A 21,100-nucleotide genomic window follows, 5' to 3' on the forward strand; every position below is an offset into this window, starting at 1 on the left:
CGACGGCAGCACGCTGGAGCTGAACGTGCGGCTGCGATCCTCGGGCCGCGTGCTGGGCCGCGTGCTGAACGCGGATGGCTTGACGCCCGCGCCGCCGTCGATCGTCTCGATCCGCGTCGGCGGTGCGGGCGGCGGGGAGCAGGCGACGCTGACAGACGATGCGGGACGCTTTGTGTTCGATCGGGTGCCCGCAGGCTCTGCCAACCTCAGCGTCGATGTGCTCGGCAGCCCGGATCGCGGCATCGCCACGCTCACCGTTCCATCGGGAGGCCAGGTCGAAAGCCTCGTCGAGCTGCATGGTGTGGGCAGGCTTAGCGGGCAAGCGCTGGGGCCTGGCGGGCCAGCGGCGGGCACGCTCGTGGTGTCTGGCACGGGCGATGCCACCTACAGCCAAACCGTTGCGGTGGGCCCGGACGGCAGCTTTGTGTTCCCGGAGTTGCTCGCGGGGCCCTTCATCGCATCGCTGACGGTTTCCGGCCTGTTCCCGCTCTACGGCAGCGCGACCGGCGAGATCCTGCCCGACCGAGACAACAGCATCGAGGTCAGGGTGCAACCAAGCGGCACCCTGGGCGGACGGGTCGTGCGCTCGGATGGCGCGCCCGCACGTGGCACCGAGATTCGACTCGACCTGCTTCCGAACCGTGGCCGGCGGGTGCTGTACGCACGTGATGACGGCAGCTTTGAAGCGGCCGGTGTGCCGCTCGGCGCATTTACCTTGCACTTCCGTGATCCCTTCACGGGCGGCGTGGCGATGATGGGAAGCCGCCTCGCACAGGACAAGCAGGCCCTGGATGTCGGCGTCGTAACCCTGGACGACACGCCCGTCGAAGCGGTTGCGTTCGTGCCCGCTGACGGCGCCACGCAGGTCGCCGTGAACGCACCCATCGAGGTCTACTTCAGCGACCCACTCCGGTCGCCCCAAGGCATTACGGTCAGCGACGGCACCAGCACGCTCCTCGCGCGCCCGCAGCTGTCCGCAGACGGCTTGAAAGTCACGCTCCGGGGGCGGTGGACCGATGCCAGTCTGATCACCGTGACCGCGACCGCGGCAGTGACGGACATCCACGGCCGTCACCCACGCGAGCCAGCGAGTGCAAGCTTCCGTACCGTCGATCTGTCGCCGCCGCGAGTCGCGAGCGTCGTGCCGATCGATGGTGCCATTGAAGTCGCGCCGGCCAGCAGCATCGAGATCAGCTTCGACGAACCTCTCGATCCCACGGCTTCGGTCCTCGGCGTCGTCACCCTCTCCGACGGCACGAGCACGCTCGCTGGCACAACCGCGTCTCCATCAGCGGCCACGCTGACCTTCGCGCCGGCCGCGCTACTGCTCGACGACACACGCTACACAGTGCGCGTCAACGGCGCCCGCGACCCGTCGGGCAACCTCCAGACGCAGGCCTTCACGTCCACCTTCGCAACCCACGACAGTCAGCCGCCCGCCCTGTCGCTGAGCCGCCCCGCGTCCGGCTCCTGGGTGAACAGCGCTCGGCCCCGGATCGTCGTGGACGTGACCGACAGTCTCAGCGGCGTGGACCCGGACAGCGCGACGTTGTTTGTTGACGGGTCGCAAGTTCAGCCGAGCGCGTCCCCGAGTCAGATCCGCTTCACACCGTCGATCGACCTTGCCGACGGCCAGCTAGCCATCGAGGCTTCGATTGGGGATCGCGCGGGCAACCAGGCGAGTCCATTGCTTGAGGCGTTCAGCATCGATACCGTGGCTCCCGAGCCAGCACAGCTCGCGGGCATCCTGAATGGCGCCGTGCTGGTCGGTCGGGTCGCGTTCAGCGCCACCGCTGCGGATACTGGCTCGGGTGTCGCTCGCATTCGGCTGCTTGCAGACGATCAGCCGGTGATGGAGCTCGAACGGCCCTTCCAAGGTGAGCTCGACAGCAGCGCGCTTGCGGACGGCCCGCATGCGCTCACTGCGCGGGCGGTAGATCAAGCCGGCAACGTGGGCCCGGCAGGGACTCCGGTCGAAGTCACCGTCGACAACCGGCCCATCGAGGTACGCATCACCAAACCAGTGGCCAACTCGCGTTGGCGCGACACCGTTCACGTCTCTGCCACCCCATCGGAGCCGGTCAAGCGCCTGGTATTCTCCGCGGGTACCTCGACCGTAATCGACGAAGCGCCTCCCTATCAGGCAACGCTCGATCTTGCAGGCGCGCCCGAAGGCACGGCTATCATCACCGTCACCGCGGTCGGGCTCCTGGACGAAACAGCGGCGAACACCCAGACGATCATCGTCGACCGCACGCCGCCTGCACCCCCCGACGTCACGCGCATCTTTGCGGAACCGCCCGACAACGGCCTGTCCCTGGTGTACGGGGTGGCAGGCGCGGTCGAGTCCCGGGCGACGGTCAACGCCACAAACCCAGCGACCGCTGCCACAGCCAGTAGCCGCGCGAGCGCCGATGGCTCCTTCGCGCTCTTCCTGGAAGCATCGGTGGGAGACGCCGTCTCGCTCGTCGCCGTGGATGAAGCCGGCAACGCTAGCGCGCCGTCGACCGTGATCGTGCGTGCCACCACCACGCTGCCACCCGCGGTAGCGACCCTGCGTTTCCTGGGCAGCATCGTCGACCGCGTGGGCCAAGGGCCCGCAGCACTGGCGCCGGATGGTCAGAAGGACGCCGTCTTCGAGCTCGAATTCGCGCTCGGCGCCGGCATCACGCGCCAGCTTTCGTTCGTCGACCTGCAGGGGCCTGCGTTGCGCAGCACGCGCGTCGACGTGGGCTCGGTACTGGGTGTCTCCGAACCCGACCTGGGCGCACCATTCTTGAACGAGGCGGACGGTCACGTTGACCTAACGATTTCAGACAACGCCTCGTTTCTGCTGTTCGCCGCCCGTGAGGGGCTCATCCAGCAAGGCGCCCGGTACACGGCCACCGCGGTCTTCACCAATGGCTCCCGTTATATCGGAGAGCTCACGCTCGAACTCCCAAAGCACGAGGTCACCAGTGGCACCTTCGGCATCGCGAACCAGGCCTTGCCCTCCAGTATCTCGCCCGGACCGCCGCGGGAAGAGGTCGCTAGCGGCGTCTTTGCACTAAGCAACAAGCACCTGCTGTTCCCGATCGGAGGCACCCCGGGTGAGTCGCACCCGGCGGAGGCAGTCAGCGCGGTTGTGAGCGTCAAGAATGGCCAGCTCCCAGTTCGGGTCGGTGGCGCGCCGGGCGTGTTGCAACCGACCGAGGCTGTCAGTCCGATCGTGAGCGTGCGCAACGTGTCATTGCCGCCCAAGCCTGTCGATGCTTCAGGGACACCTCTCGTTTCGGAAGCGGTCAGCCCGGTGGTGAGCCTGCGTAACACGTTGCTGCCCTCCGTGTCCGTGGACCCGTCAGGCCAGAGTCTTCCCGTCGAGGCCGTGAGCTCGATGGTGAGCGTCCGCAATGCGTCGCTGCCAGTCGCAAGCGACAGCTCTCTGAGCTCGGAAGCAGTGAGTCAAACCGTCAGCGTGCACAACGATCCGACAGCGCCTCCGACGATATTCCCGGCTGCCGCCCAGGCTCGGGGACTGGGAACTCAGGAACTGGGACCGGGCGCCCCGGCTGCGAACGTCCCGACAAGTCCGGCCGCCGGCATCGGCGGTGGCGGCGTACAGAACTGCCCCGCAGGGGCAGGGCCCTGCGTTGCGGCGTTCGTCAGGTGTCCGGCCGACGCTGCAGCATGCCGCCCCCACACCGGCTTCGCTGGCTCTGGTCCTATCGCCGGAGCGTCGATGACGTGGGGTGCTGGCCTCGCATCCGACGCATCGACATCGGTACGCCGTGCTGGGGATGCCTCGGTAGACGCGGGCACTGCCGCGGACGGAGGCACCACGACCGTTTCAGACGCTGCCACAAACCGGGAGGTGTCGCCATGAAACAAGATGTTCCGCGCAGCGGAGCTGCGTTCAGCAAGTGGTGCAGCAGTGAAGAAGAAGGGCTACCGCGCCCAGAGCGTTTCTCGCGAGGAAGGAACACAGTCATGAGGGAACGAAAAACCACAGCAGCAAGCCACAGATGGGGATTTCGTCTACTGGCAGCCCTGAGCGTGCTGGGCCCAGCGGGGGCACCTGCGTTCGGACAGGGGTTCAGTAGCGGCTCTACCGGAGCCGACGGTGCGCTCGATTTGACCGGGACTCCGGCCGGCACGACGGTAGAGTTCAACCCTGCCAGCCTGCCGCCTCGGCCCGATGGCCAGCGCATCGACCCCGAACGCGACCATGTCTTTCACTTCACCACGATCACGATTCCAGCGAGCGTGACACTGAAGATGTCGGCGAAGTGGACGAACGGACCGGTCCACTTGCTAGCGACCGGTGCTGTCGACGTTCAGGGCACCATGGATTTGAGGGGTGAGTCAGGATACCACTATACAGGGATTAGTTCCGCTCGACGTCCCTCTGTACCAGGACCCGGCGGCTACCCCGGTGGTGTGGGTGCCCGTTCCAGCGGCGCAGCCCAGTCGGGCGCAGGACCCGGCGGCGGCGCTGGCTCACGTACTGCCGCCAACAGCCAATGGTGGGGCGACGGCGCCGCTTTTGTGGGAAGCACCAGGTTCTTGGTACCGTTACTGGGAGGGTCCGGTGGGGGTGGTGGAAGCACAGACGAGACGGGCGCTTGGGGCGCAGGCGGAGGTGCCGGGGGAGGTGCACTACTTATCGCAAGCTCCGGGTTGATTTCGGTTGGCGGTCGAATTCTCGCCGATGGAGGACAAGGAGGACATGGCGGACGGGGGGGGTGTCACGACTACTTTCATGGAGGCTCGGGCAGTGGCGGTGCGATCCGCCTGGTGGCCCCCCTCATCCAAGGCAGCGGTGTATTGTCCGCGCGAGGCGTGGACCCGGTAACTGGCGGGTGCCGCGGCGGCGGCAGCGGCAACGGGAGCGTACGTCTTGAGGCCTTTCAGCACCGCTCAGCCTTCACGATTCGCGGCATCCACACCAACAGCGCACCCGTGGACACGTTTCTTCCACCACCGCGCTCGCTCCGCGTGGTGAGCATCGCCGGCAAACCGGCTCCAGCCAATCCCAGCGGCAGTTTCGAGGCGCCGGACGTCGTCATCAACAGCGGCAGTGCGGTACCCGTCGAGATCGAGGCCCACTACATACCCGTGGGCACCGTAGTCAAGCTCCATCTGCTCTCACTGGACGCGGCAGATCAGGTCGTGGAAACCTCGCCACTGCTGGGCACGCTCGAAAGCTCGACAGCCACAGCCACAGTCACGTTTCCGCCGGGCTTCACTCGCGGTTATGCGCGCGCCGTGTGGCAGTGAGTGGTCTCGTGATGAAGAACACGGTCGTTGCCCTCAACCTAGCGCTCGGCGGTTCCCTCCTCGCGCTTTGCGTGTCGGGCTGTGAGCGCCGAGCAGATCGGGCTGAAGCGGAAAAGGAAGCCCCAGTAGAACAAGAAGCACCACCGCAGGTTGTCGCCAAGATAAGCGCCGCCGTGATCACCGCAGCGCAACTCAGGGCCGAACTCGAAGCGCAGCCCGCGTTCGCACGCACCCGCTACAAAACGCCTGAAGGCAAGAAGAAGCTCCTCGACACCCTGATTCGTCGCGAGCTACTGCTCGAGGAAGCTCGCCGCAGGGGGCTCGATAAGGACCCCGAAGTCAAGGCAGCCCTGGAGAAACTGCTCGTGCACAAGCTGACCCGCGTGTACGCAGAAGAGCTCGACAAGAAGCAGCCGCTGTCCGAGTCCGAGCTGCAGCGCTACTACGACACGCACAAGTCCGAGTTCGTGCAGCCCACCCGAGTGCGGGTGAGCCACCTCTTTCTCGCAGCCGAGGCCAAGAGCCCAAAACGAACGCGCGCGCAGGCGCGAGCCCGGCGCCTGCTGCGTCAAGCCCGGGCGAACGCAGCCAAGACCAAGCAGGCCTTCCAGAAGCTCGCCGCCAAGCACTCCGAAGACCTGGCCACAAAAGCCCGCGGGGGCGATCTGGGCTTCAAGACCGAGCCCGAGCTCGTTCGACTCTGGGGCCCTGAGCTTGCAGCCGCGGCGCTCGCCCTCAAGACCGCCGGCGAAACCGCGGGGCCGATCATCGGGCCCAAAGGCGTCCACCTCATCCAACTGCTGGGCCGCCAACAAGGCTACGAGCGCTCCTTCACCAGCGCCCGCAACCTGATCGAGAACCGTCTCAAGACACAGCGAAGGTCCCGCAGCCTCGATGACATGGTCAAGGAGCTCAAGCAGCAGAGCAGCATCGAGATCAACGATCAGGCACTCTCCCAACTCGAGCTCTCGCCCCCAGCAACGCAGGCCGATCCTTCGCGGCGACTCCTTTGAGGGTGCTCGTAAAATCTACCAGCCCGCCAAGCTTGAGCAGATCAGATTCCATGACATCGAGATCCAACCGGAAGACCTCGCCGGACCGCCCGTTGTGATTCAAAGTCGTCTCGAGCAAGCAAGAGTGTTCTGCATGTATTCGATAAACAGCAGAGGGTTTGATTCTGTATCCACAGACAATCTCAAGGGTCTGAAACGCGTGCTCGCGATACATCACTCGTGTTATGGGTTCGGACGAATTGCCGCGGTAGTTACCAATGTCAGGCTGTTCCAGAAGAAGGTTAGGCTTGCGGCGGAATCCAAGCGCCTTTCTGGCAGCCTTGGTCTTGTCGACTCTGATCGACCCTTCGTTCCCCGCACTGCCGCATGGACGGCGCAATGTTCCCGGGGTAGTAGGGAAGGGTGCCATGACGCAGTTGCTGCTGCAGAACAACGGCGCTTCTTTGCGGAGCGTATCGCCTTACCTGGAGATGGGGGCGTACGAAGTGCTGTGGGCTCAGGAGGGCGCCACGTTTAAGACCATCGCCGACCGTTTTCGCAAGGAGCCGGATGCATTGCCCTCAGATCTGGTACCGGGGACGGAAGCGGAGAAGATGGCGGCCTGGGTGCTCGATCACCTGCGTGGGCTAGGCGTGGCCCGGTTCGGCGTCTGCGTACATCGCGCTGGCGAGTACCCGCAGAAGCTCCGGGATGCCCGTCACCCCGTGGAGCTGCTCTACTACCGGGGTATCTGGAATCTCGTCGAAGCCCCGAGCGTGGCTGTGGTCGGGACCCGCAAGCCGAGCGCGGAAGGTATCAGGCGTACGCGGCAGCTCGTGCGCGGCCTCGTGCAAGCCGGTTACACCGTGGTTTCAGGACTCGCCGAGGGCATCGACACGACAGCGCACGGGAAGGCGCTCGAGCTAGGAGCGCCCACACTCGCGGTCATCGGCACGCCGCTTGGCAAAGCGTTCCCCGCGAGCAACCGCGAGCTGCAGGCACGGCTAGCTCGGGACCATCTAGTGATCAGTCAGGTGCCTGTTTATCGTTACGAGCAACAGCAGATCTCGCAGAATCGGCTCTTCTTTCCCGAACGCAATGTGACGATGGCCGCCCTGACCCAGGCGACCGTCATCGTTGAAGCAGGCGAGACCTCGGGAACGCTCGTTCAAGCCCGAGCTGCACTTCATCAGGGCAGAAAACTCTTCATCATGGAGAGCGCATTCCAGCGCCAAGACTTGACCTGGCCGCCCCGTTTCGAGGCTCGCGGAGCGATCCGGTTTAGGAGCACCGAGCAGCTCATCGAAGCACTGCGCGACGATGGCTGACTTGCGGCTCACCAGGATCGACAAGCTTATTCGCCGCGATCACCACCATCTGGAGGTGGAGGACGAGTGCTACTTCATGCGCCAATACACGTCTGGTGTGGGCTACAGGCACAGCGACACCAACAACCTGATCTCGAACCTCAAGAAATCGATCGATCGGCGCGGGTCCTCGGAGTGGAGGTACAAGGAGCGCGCCTTGGATCGAGTCGCTGCAGAGCTCGCGGAAAGCATCAATCCCGCCTCTATCGAGAGTGCGACGCTGGTACCAATGCCTCCATCAAAGAACACGAGCGACCCGCTCCACGACGACCGTATGCTCCAGGTCCTGCAGCGCATCCAGGGCCAGCGACGGCTCGACATTCGGGAGCTGATTCACCAGCGGACCAGCACGACAGCAGCTCACGCGAGCACCGAACCGCGTGACCCTGTGCTCATCGCAGCCAACTACATCATCGACGAGTCGGTAGCGACGCCGGAGCCCAGACAAGTCGCCCTGTTCGACGACATCATTACGACCGGTGCGCATTATCGGGCCGCCCACATGGTCCTGGGCCGGCGGTTTCCCGGAGCATCCATCATCGGAGTGTTCGTCGCGCGCCGCGTCTTCCCTACAGAACGCGAGGAGTAGGTTTTGGCGCACCAGTTGACACTATGTTGAGCAAGATCGTCTATGCCGACGCTTCTGCCGGGCTTCGCTCGAGGCTGCTCCGACTGGAATCGTTGCCGCAGTGACTCGATCGTGAGCGAACGAGCGCTGAGGGAGATCTACTTTCTCGCCTTCAAGACCGCGATCGGGGCTGGCGCGAAGGCCGTGATGACTTCGTATAACAAGATCAATGGCACGTACGCGGGGCACAACAAGTGGCTCATCACGGAGGTTTTCCGGGGAGACTGGGTTTTTGAAGGCATTGTCATGTCGGACTGGGACTCCATTTACAGCGCAAAGGAGGCGTTCGAATCTGGTCTGGATCAGGAGTGCCCTAAGCTGAGTCTCAAGCCCGGAGAAGCCGAAGACGTGCGCGCCTAAGCCGAGCGAGTCTGAGACACGGAGCCGGTTCGACTTCGTCAGGCGGGGGCTCGCCGCGGGTGCTGCATGGGCCTATAGATAGAAGATGGTCTCGCAGCCCAAACGGGCGGCCAGCGATGTCGAGCGCGTTCTGCGCGCGCATTGGGGGCCTTCGGTGGCGTGGTTGGCGGGTCAGCTGGGAGATGTCGAGCTTGCCGAGGCCTGCGTGCGCGAGGCCTTGGCGCTTGCGCTCGAGCGCTGCGAGCAGAACGGAATGCCTGCCAGGCCGCTCGAGTGGATGCAGGCGGCGGCTCGCAGGCGCGCCGTGTTGCGCTTGCGCCAGCGGGCCCAGGGATGCGCGTACCCAGAGCAGCCGGAAGACTCGCTCACAGGGGCGGCCACGAGCGGCCCGCAGGAGCAGGGCCTGAGGGACGACCTGCTGGCGCTGCTGTTTCTGTGCACGCACCCGGCCCTGTCTCCGGCTGCGGCGATCGCACGGATTCTACACACGGTGCGAGGCCTCGACGAGGAGGCGCTCGCGAGCGCTCTTCAACTCGAGCCCGGTGTGGTGCAGCAACGGTTGGTGGAGGCTCGGCTCGCGGTGTCACAGCTCGACGTGGCGTTTCGTCCCCCCGACGTGCGTGCGATCGCTCAGTGGCTCGACAGGCACCTTGGCCTGCTCCATGCCATCTTCGCCGAGGGCGACTGCGCCAGCCACGGCGACTGGGCTGCGAGCGATGCCTTGTGCGACGAAGCCCTGGAGCTGGTCTCGCTGCTCGTACGGCTGCTGCCGGCCGAGCCAGATGTCTTGGGCCTCGCATCCCTGATGCGCTTCACGATCGCTCGGCGCGCCGCGCGCTACAGCGCACAGGGGTTGATGATTCCGGTCGAGGCCCAAAACCGTGCCATGTGGGACGGCGGGCAAGTCACGGAGGCTGCGAGCCTGCTGGAGCGCGCGCTGCGGCAGCGCAGGCCAGGCCGCTACCAGTTACTCGCCGCCATCGCAGCTACCCACGCGCAGGCGCGTACCGGAGCCAAGACCAACTGGGGACGCATCGTGCACTTGTACGATCTGCTCTTGTTCTGGGACCCCGCGCCGAAGATCGAGCTCGAGCGCGCCGTGGCCGTGGGCAAGCACCAGGGACCCCAGTGGGGACTCGCCATCGTGGACAACATTCGACGCAGCAACGACCTGGAGCACTCCTACCAGCTTCATGCCGCGCGGGGTGAGCTGCTGGACAAGTGGGGCAAGCACGCTGCGGCGCGCGATGCGTACCTGCAGGCTTCCGATCTGTGTGCCAACCTAACCGAACGACGCAGCTTTCTCGGGCACACAGCCAGCACGTAGGCTGGAGCCCGGCTTGGCCCTGCCGGTGCTGCTACAGCGGTAGTGTGTAACTGTTCAGGCCCCGGCCGGCCGGGTTTTCAGGCGGTTTTCTGGGCGAGCGCGCCCGCAGGAATCGCCCGAGGAGTACTTTTGGGCTGCGGTTGGAATCAGCTGCAGCGCAGGGCGAGGCCGAGGACGAAAGCCGCCAGAAAACCGCCTGGGAAGCCGTCGTGCAAGCGTGGTCACCCCGTCAACAGTTACGGTAGTGTTCAGGCGCGGAGGCAACATGCGCACGTTCGATCAAGTTCGCCGAGAGCTCCCGCAACACCTGCCGGCCGGGCGGGTGCTGATCGACGCCGACCTATGTGCCGGCTATGCGCGAGACCAGGCGCAGGGCGCTTTCTACGACCAACCCGCCGCGGTGGTGCGACCGCGCGCTGCAGGCGAGGTGCAGGCGCTGGTCAAGTACTGCGCGGCGCATGGTGTGCCCGTGGTCGCACGCGGGGCCGGTACCGGGCTCTCCGGCGGGGCCAACGCGATCGCTGGCTGCGTGGTGGTGTGCTTCGAGGCCATGAAGGCGATCGTCAGCCTTGACGCCAACGAACGCGTCGCGGTGGTGCAGCCGGGGGTGATCACCGGCCAGCTACGCAGCGCGTGTGCCGAGCGCGGCCTGTGGTATCCGCCCGACCCCGCGAGCGCTCCTTGGTCGACCATCGGAGGCAACGTCGCCACCAATGCCGGCGGCCTGTGCTGCGTGAAGTACGGCGTCACCGGCAACTACGTGCTCGGCCTGCAGGCAGTCGTGGGGCAAGGAGAGCTGGTGCGGCTGGGGCGGCGCACGGCCAAGGGGGTCGCCGGGTACGACCTGACGAGCCTGTTCGTGGGCTCGGAGGGCACACTCGGCTTGGTGACCGAAATCACCTTGCGGGTGCGCAGCGCCCGCGCAGCGGAGCGGACCGTGGTGGCCGCCTTCGATGCGTTGCCCAAGGCCGGCGAGGCGGTGGCCGCGGTCGTGTCGGCGGGCTTGGACCCGAGCGCACTCGAGCTCGTCGACCGTTTCTGCTTGCAGGCAGTGGACGCGTGGAAGCGGATGGGTTTGAGCGACCTCGGCGAAGTGCTGCTGTTGGCGCGCAGCGACCTGCCCGGCAAGGCCGGCGAAGCCGAGGCGGACGCCCTGCTCGGCTGTTTTCGCGCTGCCGGAGCTACCTGGAGCGCGCGTTCGTCCGATGAGCAGGAGGCCGAGGCGCTGTTCGCTGCGCGCCGGTTGGTGTACCCGGCCCTGAAGCGCATGGGCTCGGTGCTCACCGAGGATGTGTGCGTGCCGCGCATGCGCGTGCCCGAGATGCTGCAGCGCATCGAACGCCTCGCTGCGGCGCATCGCGTGCACATCGCCTGCCTTGCGCATGCCGGAGACGGCAACCTGCACCCGCTTACGGTCCTGCCCGACGCCGGCAGCGGTGCTCTCGAGCGCAGTCAGGCGGCGCTCGAGCAGGTGATGGACGAGGCGCTGGCGCTGGGCGGCACGGTAACGGGCGAGCACGGCGTGGGTCTGTTGAAACGCCGCGGATTGCGCGAGGAGCTCGCCCCGGCGGTGCTTCAGATGCATCGTTCGGTCAAGCGCGCCCTCGACCCGGCGGGTATCTTCAATCCCACCAAGGTGTTCACCTGAGGCGTCGGGCTTAGGGCCCGCGGTTATTCTTCCGCGGGCCCTTAGTCGTAGAGCCGGGCCTGGACGAAGAGGGTGAAGGGCGAGGCGCCCCATTCGCTTTTGGGGATGGATGCTTCGCTGCGTGTGCCCCAGGGCACGAAGCAGTTGGCGACCAGGGTTACGTTGTCCGAGTGATTCCAGGTCACGGCCGGCGCGACCATGCCCGAGCCGTCCACCGGGCTCTGGATGTAGGTCAGTGCACCGGCGAGCTCGTCGGTCAGGTCGTAGCCGATCACCAGGGCCAGTGCGTGGCGTCCCAGGAGCTGGCTGTCGCCACGCAAAAAGCGCGCCTGGAAACTGGGATTGAATAGGATGGCAGAAGACTTCGTGATCCGCGCCACCCCGAAGCCGGAATAATGGTACTCGGCCCAGACTCTAAGACCGTTGCCCACGCCGAACACGTAGGAGCCGCCGAACAGGGCCTTCATGACCACGGACTCGGAGCCGAGCCAGCCGCCGTCGATGCCCTGGCCGTCGGTTCCGAACAGCGCGTACTCGGCGTGGGCCTCCGCGTCGCCAACCGTTGCCGACACCACGCTAGCCACCATGTTGTCCTGGCCGCGCCGGCCCAGAATGAGCGCGCCATCCATGTCCCCTACCACGGCTCGCAAGCGGCCGAGGATGGCCCCGTTCTGCCAGGGCTCGCGCTGCAGGTCGCCGAACGACAGGATGAAGTCGCCGGAAAGCACGCTCAGGCTCGGTATGCGCAGCTCGGCGTGCAGCGCATCCACGCCGCGCCGCCACTCGCGATCCACCTCGGCGGGTGCAAACGGCGCGAAGATGTCCACAGCGCCGAACAGCACTCCCCGCCCGAGCCCGATGGCCTGGCGGCCGATGGTGAGCTCCATGAAGGGCAGATGCATGGCAACAAAGGCACGGTCGAGCTCGTGGCGGTGCGTGTAGGAAGGCACGTTGTCCACGATCACGCGGTCTACCTGCCGCAGGCGAAAGGGAGCCCTTGCCGTGGGAGGAAGCAGCCCCAATCCCACGCCGCCCGCAGACGAGGCCATGGCGCGATGCTCGTAGGCGGCCCTCACGGTGAAGTGCTCGCCCAGGGTGGCGGTGCTGCTGAAACGCAAACGGAACAAGCCGGCGCCGCTTGCAACCTGCGGTCCGGTGACCGCGTCTTCGCGGGGGAAGGACAGCAGCCAGCTGCCCTTGAAGGCGCTGCGGAGCTCGAGCCGGTAGCTTCCGTCTGCACGCTCGATCAGGTCACGAGCCTGCGCGGATGACGGCAACACGACGGCGAGCGCGGTCCCGCACAGCACGCGGAGCGCCCCGTGCCGGAAGCCTGGCCCGGGAACCCGGTTTGGCTGGGTGCGCAATGTCGCCCTCATCGCCTGGAGCCCTTTTTCGCAGGCGGCCGACGCACCATGCCGTATACCAGCATGTCGGCGAACACCTCGGCGAACTCGTCGAGGGAACGGCCGGCGCGGACTCGCTCGTCGAGCAAGAGACCCGTGAAGTAGCGCAGGGCCAACAGGACGTCTGCACGCGCGCGCCTTTCGTCTTCAGCAAAGACGCCCGGCGCTGCCAGCTCGATCAGCTGCATGAGCCACTGCTCGCCCTGGGCTTGGCCTTGCGCGAGCAGCTGCGGGTCCAGGTCCTCGAGCGCAATCATGATCTCGTTGTCGCCCCGCATCAGGCGTGCCACGAGCGGCAGCGCGCGCGCGGCCGTAAGCATGACGCGCACATAGAAGCGCAGCCGTTCGCGTTCCGGGATCTCACCGCTGAAGATCGGCTCGAAGACCTCGAGCAGCACCCGTTTCTCGAGGCCGATCGCGTGAGCGAGAAGCGTGCCCTTGTTTTGGAAGTACAGGTAGACCGTCCCCTTGGCAACCTGGGCCTTGCGGGCGATCTCGTCCATGCTGGTCTTGCGGTAGCCCTGCTGCATGAACAGCTGGCTCGCCGCCTTCAGGATGCGCGCGCGTTTGCGGCCCTGCGAAGAGCCCGGATCGAGATCGCCCAGAAACTCGTCGTAGAGCCTCTCCATGTGCTCCCGGGACCATGAACCTTCGTGGGCTCGTTTCCGAAGCGCGCCTGCGGCGTCCCCAAAAGAGCGTGCCTCGGGCTCCGCGCTCGGCCTGCCCGAAGGGCGATCCGGGACTTTGCTCGGGCTGCTGCTCGGGCGGCTGCCAGGCTTGTTCCGGGTCATGGCTCAGGCCGCGGGCGCGGCTCGCTGCTCTTTGTGTTCGTCGCTCACGACCTGTCCGTCCACCAAGGTCACGACGCGCGTGGCATGGGCCACCACACGTGGATCGTGGGTGGAGAAAACAAACGTCACGTTCTTCTCGTCATGCAACCGCCGCATGAGATCCATCAACTGCTCTGCGTTCTCGGTGTCGAGGTTCGCGGTGGGCTCGTCGGCGAGCACGAGCTTGGGGTGGGCTGCCACGGCGCGCGCAACCGCAACGCGCTGCTGCTGGCCTCCGGAGAGCTCGCTCGGGCGGCGCTGGACGAGCTCCTCGAGACCAAGCTCGGCGAGCACGCTCGTGGCGCGTTCGCGCCGTTCCTTTGCGCCCACACCCTGCAGCTCGAGCACGAACTCGACGTTCTCGGCGGCGGTCAGGACAGGCACCAGGTTGTAGGCTTGGAACACGAAGCCGATCGACGCCAGCCGCAGCTTGGCGCGCTCGCCCTTGCTCAGCCGAGCCAGGTCCTGCCCCAGCACCTCGAGCTTGCCCGAGGTGGGGCGGTCGAGCGCCCCGATCAGATTCAAGAGGGTGGTCTTGCCGCTGCCGCTCGGTCCGACCAGCGCCAGGAAATCGCGTTCGTGAATCTCGAGGCTGAGACCGCGCAGCGCTTCGACCTTGAGCTTGCCCGAATCGAAGATCTTGGTGACGTGGCTGGCGCTGGCGAGAGCAATACCGTCGTTCATGGTTCGACTCTGCTTGTTGCGGGGCTTGTTACGGGAGTGTCCTTGTTTCGCTGTCCTTGGTTTCGCTGCCTCCGCCGCGTCTAGCGGTCGACCCTGAGGGCGGAGGCCGGGTCGGTTCGCGAGGCGAACCAGGCCGGATAAAGGGAAGCTACGATGGTGGCAGCGAGCGAAAGGCCAAACGCGCTCGGAATCACCCACAGGCCGAAGTCGGGATGGAACACGGGGTCGATGAGCACGCCGCCGAACGCCCAACCCTCCTCGGACTCCATGAGCTTCGACAGATCGACTCCGTCGCTGTTCCAGTCGTGCAAGATAGGCCCGGTCCAGGCCATGGCAGCCAGGGCCGAGCTGGTACCGAGCAGGAATCCCTCGGTCACCACGACCCGCACCAGCTCGCGCGCGCGCATCCCGACCGCGGCCAAAACCGCGAACTCCTTGCGCCGCTCGAGCACGCCCGTGAGCTGGGCGCTCGCCACACCCAGCAGCACCACGAACAGGATGATCCCGACGGCGATATCGAAGAACGCCCCGTCCCCTTCGAGGTTCTGGCGCAGCTCCGGGGAAAGCTCGAGCCAGGTCAACATCTCGCTGCCCCGGGGCAGGCTCGCGCCAAGCTCGACCTGCATCCGATCGATCGCGTGCACGTCCTTGATGAGCAACGTGATCTCGGCCGCGCCGGCGCGTCCGGACAATGCCTGCACGTCCTGGATTGCCACGTGAGCGATCGTTTCGTCGATCGGCCGGCTTCCGGTCGCGACGATACCCACCACGACCAGCAATGCGCTCTGCATCTCTCCCCCGTTATCCACCGCGGTCACCACCAGCTCGTCGTCGAGCTCGGCCCTTAGCCGCCGGGCCACCGCGCGGCCCAGCACGATCTCCCCCGTCACTCCGGGCTTCAAATAGCGTCCCTCACCCACGTTGCGCACGTAACGCAGCGCCTGCTGCTCGGTCGCCGCGTCCACGCCGGTCAGCTGCACGTGGGCGCTGCGGGTGCCCATGCCCAGAAGGCCCCCGACGCGAGCACGCGGCGTTGCAACCGCTACCTCGGTGTTCGCGCGCAACGCGGCGAGGACTCGCTCCCATCCGGCCGGCAGGCGCATGTCGATGCTGCGCCGCTCGTTCCAGCCCCCGGGCACCACGCGCAAGTGACCGATGCCTCCCGCCGCCGCTGCGTTCACACTCATCGTGTGCTCACCCCGGATCCAGGCGAACGCGACCAGCCCGATGCCCACGCCAAATGCCACACCCAGCACGGACAGCACCGTGCGGCGCAGGTTTCGGCGCAAGCTGCGCAGCGCGTAGCGGCTGCTGACCGAGCCCATCATGACCGCATCGCCTCCATGGGCTCGAGGCGAGCCGTGTGGATGGCCGGCCAGAGCGCGGCCACGATCGAGACCACCGAGACCCCGACGAAGCCTGGCACGAAGTCGCGCACCCGCAGGTAGGGGTAAATATCCCCGGCGAAGCTGATGCCGTAGATCGCCATCTCCGTCACGTCTTCTTCGCTGGTAAGGACCATGTTGATCCCGGTCTGGCTCTGCCAGTAGACCAGGAGCCCGCCGAGCACGCTGCCGAGCAGCACGCCCAAAAGGCCCATGACAACGCCTTCGGTGAGGATCATGCGGACCAGTCGTGCGGGAGTGGTGCCGAGCGAAAGCAGCATGCCCAGCTCGCGCCGCCGCTCGAACGTGGCCATGAGCATCGTGTTCATGACCCCCGCAGCCGCGGCTACGAACACGATGAGGAGCACGATCAGGCCGTACACCTCGGCGATGTCCAGGAAGGCCGAGAGCTCCGGCGACAGCTCGCGCCAGGGCAAGACCTCGAGCTCGCCGAAGCCGGGCACCGCCCTGACCTGCTCGGCTAGCCGAGCCGCGAGCTCGGGAGGCCCGGTGCCACGAATCGTGATCTCGTGAGCCTGATCGGGCATGGCAAACGTGTCCTGCGCAGCCTCGATCGGCATGATGACGCCCATGCGGTTGATCAGGTCCACGGGCGTCTGCAAGATGCCGCCCACATTGGCCAGGTCGCTCGCCATGGAGCCGTCCGCCCCCTGGCCGAGCAAGGCGAGCTCGTCCCCCACCTGCATGCCGGTTTCGCGCGCCAGCACCGCGCCGATCAGCACCGTCCGCCCGCGGGGACGGCCTGCTTCGGGCAGGCCCTGCAACAGGCCGCCCTCGCGAGCCTCGAGCTCGACGTCGACGCCCACCACGACCACCGCGTGCCCGTCCACCTCGCGCGCCACGAGCGCCGGGGCATAGACACGCGCGTAGGCCTCGTCGACGGCGTCCAGCGCCCGCAGCGCAGCGAGCCGCTGGTTCACGTCCTCGATCACCAGGTCCGGAGCCTGTTCCTCGCGCCAGGCCGGATCATGCACCTGCACGTGGCCGACCAGCGGACCCGTGAGCGCGTCGAGCGTCTCGTCGATCCAGCCGTTCATGAGCCCATCCATCAGCAGCACCGCGATCTGAGCCACGGCGATGGCCAACAACATGAGCCCGGTGCGGCGCTTGTTGCGTCCCAGGTTGCGCCATGCGATCCGCGTGGTGCTGCCTGCCATCGGGCCCTACCTGCGGCGCTCGAGCTGTGTTAGCGAAAACGTGCTCGCCGGCACGTTGGCGTCGAAGTCGATGTCCAGGTACCGGATCTCGGTGCGGTGCCCCTCGCGGTCGCGTGGCTCGAGGATGACCCGCGTGGGAATGCGGCGGCCGTCCATCTCGCGCACGTCCTTGAAGCGCATCACGCGTGCGAGGCGCATGCGTCGATCGTAGTAGCGAGCCAGGATGGGCAGCGTGGCCTGGTCGTTGATCACGAACTCGATGCGCCGCCAAAGGCCCACCACGCCCTTGTGCGCATCGTAGCGCACCAGCCAACCGCGCGGGCTCTCGGAGCGGCCGGCGATCTTGCCGTCAAAGTCTTTGCGGTAGGAGCTCGACTGGGTGAGGTCATCGTTGGTGAGATCGCTGCCCATCCAGCTCGAGAGCATCATCGAGGGCGGGACGCGGATCGTGCGCGAGATCCGGGGCAGGTAGTTCCACAGGTTGCGGTCGCGACGCAGGGTGGTCGTGCCGCGCTCGCGTGCCGGAGCCTCGATCAGGATCAGCGCCCGGTCTTCACCGCGGGTCCAGACCTTGACCCGCATGGTGCGTGTGCGGCGCGGGGCCACCACCGTGAGCTCCATGCGCGAGATGCTGGCGCTCGACGTCCACAGGTCGTCGAGCCGGCGCGTCAGTTCCTCCAGGTTGGGCAGGTTGGGCTGGTTGCGCAGGTTAGGCTGCGAGCTGCCCGGGGCCGGGGCCCCAAGCCCAAACGACAAGACCACGGCTGCGAGTAGGGCGAGTAGAGCAAGACGGGGCATGGCGATAATCCTGGTCGTAATGACCGAATCAAGGCAATCGGTCAGTTCACGACCTCTACCTAGCCACCGGCATCGGCGCGTCAAGTGGCAGCGAGCGAGTTGCGCCGCCTTTGCAGGCAGAGACGACCTGTCGTCGTCCGGGCGGGGGGTCTCGTGCTCGGGCCCGGCGGTGCCTCCCGGACTCGCGCCTCGAGCCTGAAGGACACCAGGGAGCCGGCTCACCGATGCTCGCTCCGCCACAGCGTCCGTCAGCGCTCAAGCATCAGGACCCCCCACCGGGCCCTGTGCGAGACCCCCCGCCCGGACGACTTGCGTTGTGTCGAGCCTGGTACGTTCCTCGAAGCACACTGTAGACGGAGCACCCTTATGCAAGGTCACGAGCGGGCCGGCGGACGAGACTCGCCGGTGGGTCTTGATCCCACTCTGGAATGGCTTCGAAGCGCAGCAGGGCGCGGGGTCGCACGCGGCGTCTCTGTGGGCTGCCTAAGATGGACGTCCCAAACCTACCGCTCGGCGTTCCGAAAGCCCTCCATCTTAGGGTAGGAGCTCGTTGGGTGTCACTCCGAACGCCCGGGCGAGCTTCCAGATCGTGAACATGGTGACCGACCGCCCCGCCTCGATTCGCTGGTAGTGCCGCAGGCTGAAACCCCGCTCCATCATATCCTCTTGGGTGAGCCCACACCGTAGGCGCAGCTTCCTCACATGCTTGCCGAACTTGGTGCAGTAGCGCTCGAAACCACGGTCCAAAGCAGGCCAAAGCTACGAGGACCCGTATAGGTTGGACCACGGCCTAAAATGTCGTACTGTTTTGGGAGCCAGCCTTTGATGGGGAAGCTACCCACGCCGATACCCACAGGCCCACTGGCGGCCCTCCAGATTCCGTCCACGAGACCGTTACACAAGCAGGGCCGGGATGGTGGGTCCTAGGCCTACAGCGAGAGCGTAGCCCGCGCTCAGGGAGGAACCAAAGTGCATGTACGATCGATCGATCTACTGGTGGCGCTCGCAGCGAGTGCCTTGTGGGCCTGTGGCGGAGGAGATGCGACCACCATCCCCTCCACGACCCCCGGTTCGCCCGGGACCGCGGGCGCGGGTCAGGCGGGCGCCCCGGGAGCGAGCGGTAGCGGAATTAGCGGGGCTGCTGGGACCTCCGCGGGATCGAGTGCTCCCGCGGGCCATGCTGGCGTGGCCGGTGCCGGGCGCCCCCCGACCGGGCCCCCGACCGGGGGCGCCGCTGGCGCATCCAGTGGGTCCGGCGGGACCGGTCAAGCGGGCGCCGCTGGAGCTCAGGCCGGGGCCAGTGGCGCGCCTTCGCCCGGCGCTGCCGGCACCGGCGGTGCAGCCGGCGGCAACGACCCCCCAGCCATGCCCGTGTCGGTGAGCTGGAGCTTCCCCGGCTTCATCGACGACGGTAACCAGGGTCTCACTTTCCCAACCTATCTCGCTCACCTCTTTGGCAAGCAAAGCGTCAGGCACCCGCTCAACCTTCGAACTGCCTGCGCGGCGCTCTCGAACCCCTCGTCCGTGCCGAGGGACGTCCGAGTCTCGGTGCGTTTTCCTGTCTACGCGGCCGAGGCGACGGTAGACGTCCAGCTGGACGCCAACGAAACCAAGGTGGAGTGTGTTGACCCAGTGTTCAATATCTCAGAGCTGTACAGGCTGCGCGCCGTAGCGCAAGGCCGTGCCGAGGTTTCAGTCACCGACAAGGCGACCGGAGCTGAATACGGAAGCGCCATGAAGACCGTTGCGGTGTCGCCTGTGAACGACGCAGCCTGGAAGGCCATGGGTGTCGAACGCAAGCACATGATTGAGCTTGCCTCCGTATTCGTCACCAAAGACGAGCCTGACGTGGACAAGGTCCAGCGGCTTGCCGCGGAGCTCAGTGTCTTCGGCGGCTTTGGCGGCGGCAGTCCGTACGAACGCCAACCCTATCCGCGTCCGCACGACATCGGTCCAGGTGAACACGTCGTCGAACATCTCTTTGTCGAGGAGAGCGAGGAGATCGCGTGGGAGCTCCTTGCCGTTTCCGGTGGAGTCAACGACGACGTAGACGTCTACCTCTTCACGCCAGAACAGTATGCGGCCTGGAATGCCGGCACGGCGAACGCCGCAACCCTTGCCTGGCACTCACAACGAAGCGGTGCACTCGAGAGAGCCAAGATCAGCGTTGGCTGGTACGCGCTCGTGATCTTCAACCCAAGTGACAATTTCCTGAGCCGATCAGTTCGCTGGTCGCGCAATGTGACCCGCGAGGATGTTGTGCGAGACGTGCTGCGTTCAATCTTCGGCGCGCTAAGGAGCCTTCAGATCGCGTACAGCAACATTCCAAACTCGTACTTCGATGGTTGGCAGCACATCCGTCGGGCAGACGAAACACTCAGCGCCCTGTCGGCGAACTGCCTCGACGGCAGCTTGTTGTTCGCGAGCGTCATCGAGTTGCTGGGCATGGAGCCCTTTCTGATCACCAAGACCGGTCACGCGTACGTTGGTGTTAGAGCGCATCCCGACTCAACGTACCTGTGGCCGTTGGAAACGACCAGGGTCGGCTCCATGCAGTACACGTTCGCTGACGCATATGTGCATGCCCAGGAGGCTCTCGCCAACGATTCAAAGAACGATCCACTGTTTCAGTTGATCGACATCAAGGCTATGCGCACGCGCGGCATTCTCCCTTTGCCGCAGTAGAACAGCGTACAGCGGTGTGGGCAGCTCGGGCACTACCGTGACCGACTACCGGGCCCAAACTGCGGGTTGCTGTTCATAGCCGCGTATCCGCGCCATCGCGTCGTCGGTCCGTGACCCGTTTATCCGTTGGCGGCAGCACTTGTTCGCCTTCGCGGCCATGCTTGGAGCATGGAGTGCTTAGAAAGGACATCCTTTGTACGTAACACTTCGGCGGCTCACTGAAGCATCGTGTGTGCCCAACCCGGTCCCGCGGGAGCGGAGCGCGGACCGCGACGGGTCCACCCCGGCCCTTGAGCGCATGCACGTCTGCGCCGGATGACCCGAGCCGCACGAGCCCGAGCCGCAGAGCCGCAGAGCCGGAGCCGCAGGAGCCGCAGCAGGAGCCGCAGCAGGAGCCGCACTGACCGGCGTTGACCACGCGAGGATTGGGACGCCGACGAGGTTCTGCGAGCGTGCCATGAGCCTTCGCGCCTGACAACAGGGCGGGGGAGACGCTCGAGGCAACGCCACACGTTCACTGACTGACAGCGGTGCTGTGCACCGTAGGGTCCGGAACGGA

General features: G+C 66.1%; 16 protein-coding genes. 9 read left to right on the forward strand and 7 right to left on the reverse strand.

Going from position 1 to position 21,100, the window contains the following annotated elements; translation table 11 throughout:
- The 8 genes from MJD61_13450 to MJD61_13485 all read left to right on the forward strand — a co-directional run.
- Positions 1 to 3,862: Ig-like domain-containing protein (locus MJD61_13450; protein MCG8556276.1), on the forward strand; the 3,862-nt coding region annotated here is incomplete at its 5' end.
- A gap of 104 nt (positions 3,863 to 3,966) precedes the next feature.
- Entirely contained in the window at positions 3,967 to 5,256 is a 1,290-nt protein-coding gene (locus MJD61_13455) for a hypothetical protein (protein MCG8556277.1), read from the forward strand.
- Positions 5,257 to 5,267: 11 nt separating this feature from the next.
- Entirely contained in the window at positions 5,268 to 6,269 is a 1,002-nt protein-coding gene (locus MJD61_13460; GenBank protein MCG8556278.1) for a peptidyl-prolyl cis-trans isomerase, read from the forward strand.
- Between the two features lie 407 nt (positions 6,270 to 6,676).
- Entirely contained in the window at positions 6,677 to 7,576 is a 900-nt protein-coding gene (locus MJD61_13465; GenBank protein MCG8556279.1) for a DNA-protecting protein DprA, read from the forward strand.
- A complete protein-coding gene (locus MJD61_13470; GenBank protein ID MCG8556280.1) occupies positions 7,569 to 8,204 on the forward strand; it encodes a hypothetical protein in 636 nt (211 codons plus the stop codon). The genes MJD61_13465 and MJD61_13470 overlap by 8 nt, the downstream gene beginning before the upstream one ends.
- A 42-nt stretch (positions 8,205 to 8,246) precedes the next feature.
- Entirely contained in the window at positions 8,247 to 8,603 is a 357-nt protein-coding gene (locus MJD61_13475) for a hypothetical protein (GenBank protein MCG8556281.1), read from the forward strand.
- Positions 8,604 to 8,688: 85 nt separating this feature from the next.
- Entirely contained in the window at positions 8,689 to 9,930 is a 1,242-nt protein-coding gene (locus MJD61_13480) for a hypothetical protein (GenBank protein MCG8556282.1), read from the forward strand.
- Between the two features lie 265 nt (positions 9,931 to 10,195).
- Positions 10,196 to 11,578, forward strand: coding sequence for an FAD-binding protein (locus tag MJD61_13485; protein MCG8556283.1), 1,383 nt, complete (start codon positions 10,196 to 10,198; stop codon positions 11,576 to 11,578).
- A 41-nt stretch (positions 11,579 to 11,619) separates the two neighbouring features.
- Here the strand turns inward: MJD61_13485 and MJD61_13490 are convergent, their stop codons facing one another.
- The 7 genes from MJD61_13490 to MJD61_13520 form a co-directional block, all read right to left on the reverse strand.
- On the reverse strand, positions 11,620 to 12,954 hold the full coding sequence (locus MJD61_13490) for a hypothetical protein (protein MCG8556284.1): 1,335 nt from the start codon (positions 12,952 to 12,954) through the stop codon (positions 11,620 to 11,622).
- Complete coding sequence (locus tag MJD61_13495; protein ID MCG8556285.1) at positions 12,951 to 13,772, reverse strand: TetR/AcrR family transcriptional regulator; 822 nt, start codon at positions 13,770 to 13,772, stop codon at positions 12,951 to 12,953. Before MJD61_13495 ends, MJD61_13490 begins: the two co-directional genes overlap by 4 nt.
- Before the next feature lie 3 nt (positions 13,773 to 13,775).
- Positions 13,776 to 14,495, reverse strand: a complete 720-nt coding sequence (locus tag MJD61_13500) for an ABC transporter ATP-binding protein (protein ID MCG8556286.1) — start codon at positions 14,493 to 14,495, stop codon at positions 13,776 to 13,778.
- An 80-nt stretch (positions 14,496 to 14,575) separates the two neighbouring features.
- A complete protein-coding gene (locus MJD61_13505; protein MCG8556287.1) occupies positions 14,576 to 15,823 on the reverse strand; it encodes an ABC transporter permease in 1,248 nt (415 codons plus the stop codon).
- On the reverse strand, positions 15,820 to 17,058 hold the full coding sequence (locus MJD61_13510; GenBank protein MCG8556288.1) for an FtsX-like permease family protein: 1,239 nt from the start codon (positions 17,056 to 17,058) through the stop codon (positions 15,820 to 15,822). Before MJD61_13510 ends, MJD61_13505 begins: the two co-directional genes overlap by 4 nt.
- A 6-nt stretch (positions 17,059 to 17,064) precedes the next feature.
- Positions 17,065 to 17,856, reverse strand: a complete 792-nt coding sequence (locus MJD61_13515; protein MCG8556289.1) for an outer membrane lipoprotein-sorting protein — start codon at positions 17,854 to 17,856, stop codon at positions 17,065 to 17,067.
- Positions 17,857 to 18,390: 534 nt separating this feature from the next.
- Entirely contained in the window at positions 18,391 to 18,603 is a 213-nt protein-coding gene (locus MJD61_13520; GenBank protein ID MCG8556290.1) for a helix-turn-helix domain-containing protein, read from the reverse strand.
- Between the two features lie 222 nt (positions 18,604 to 18,825).
- Between MJD61_13520 and MJD61_13525 the strand changes: the two genes are divergently transcribed.
- Positions 18,826 to 20,541 (forward strand): hypothetical protein, encoded by a 1,716-nt coding sequence (locus MJD61_13525; GenBank protein MCG8556291.1) that lies wholly within the window; start codon positions 18,826 to 18,828, stop codon positions 20,539 to 20,541.
- Positions 20,542 to 21,100 lie beyond the last annotated feature (559 nt).

It is taken from the genome of Pseudomonadota bacterium, assembly GCA_022361155.1.
Taxonomy (GTDB): domain Bacteria; phylum Myxococcota_A; class Polyangia; order Polyangiales; family JAKSBK01; genus JAKSBK01.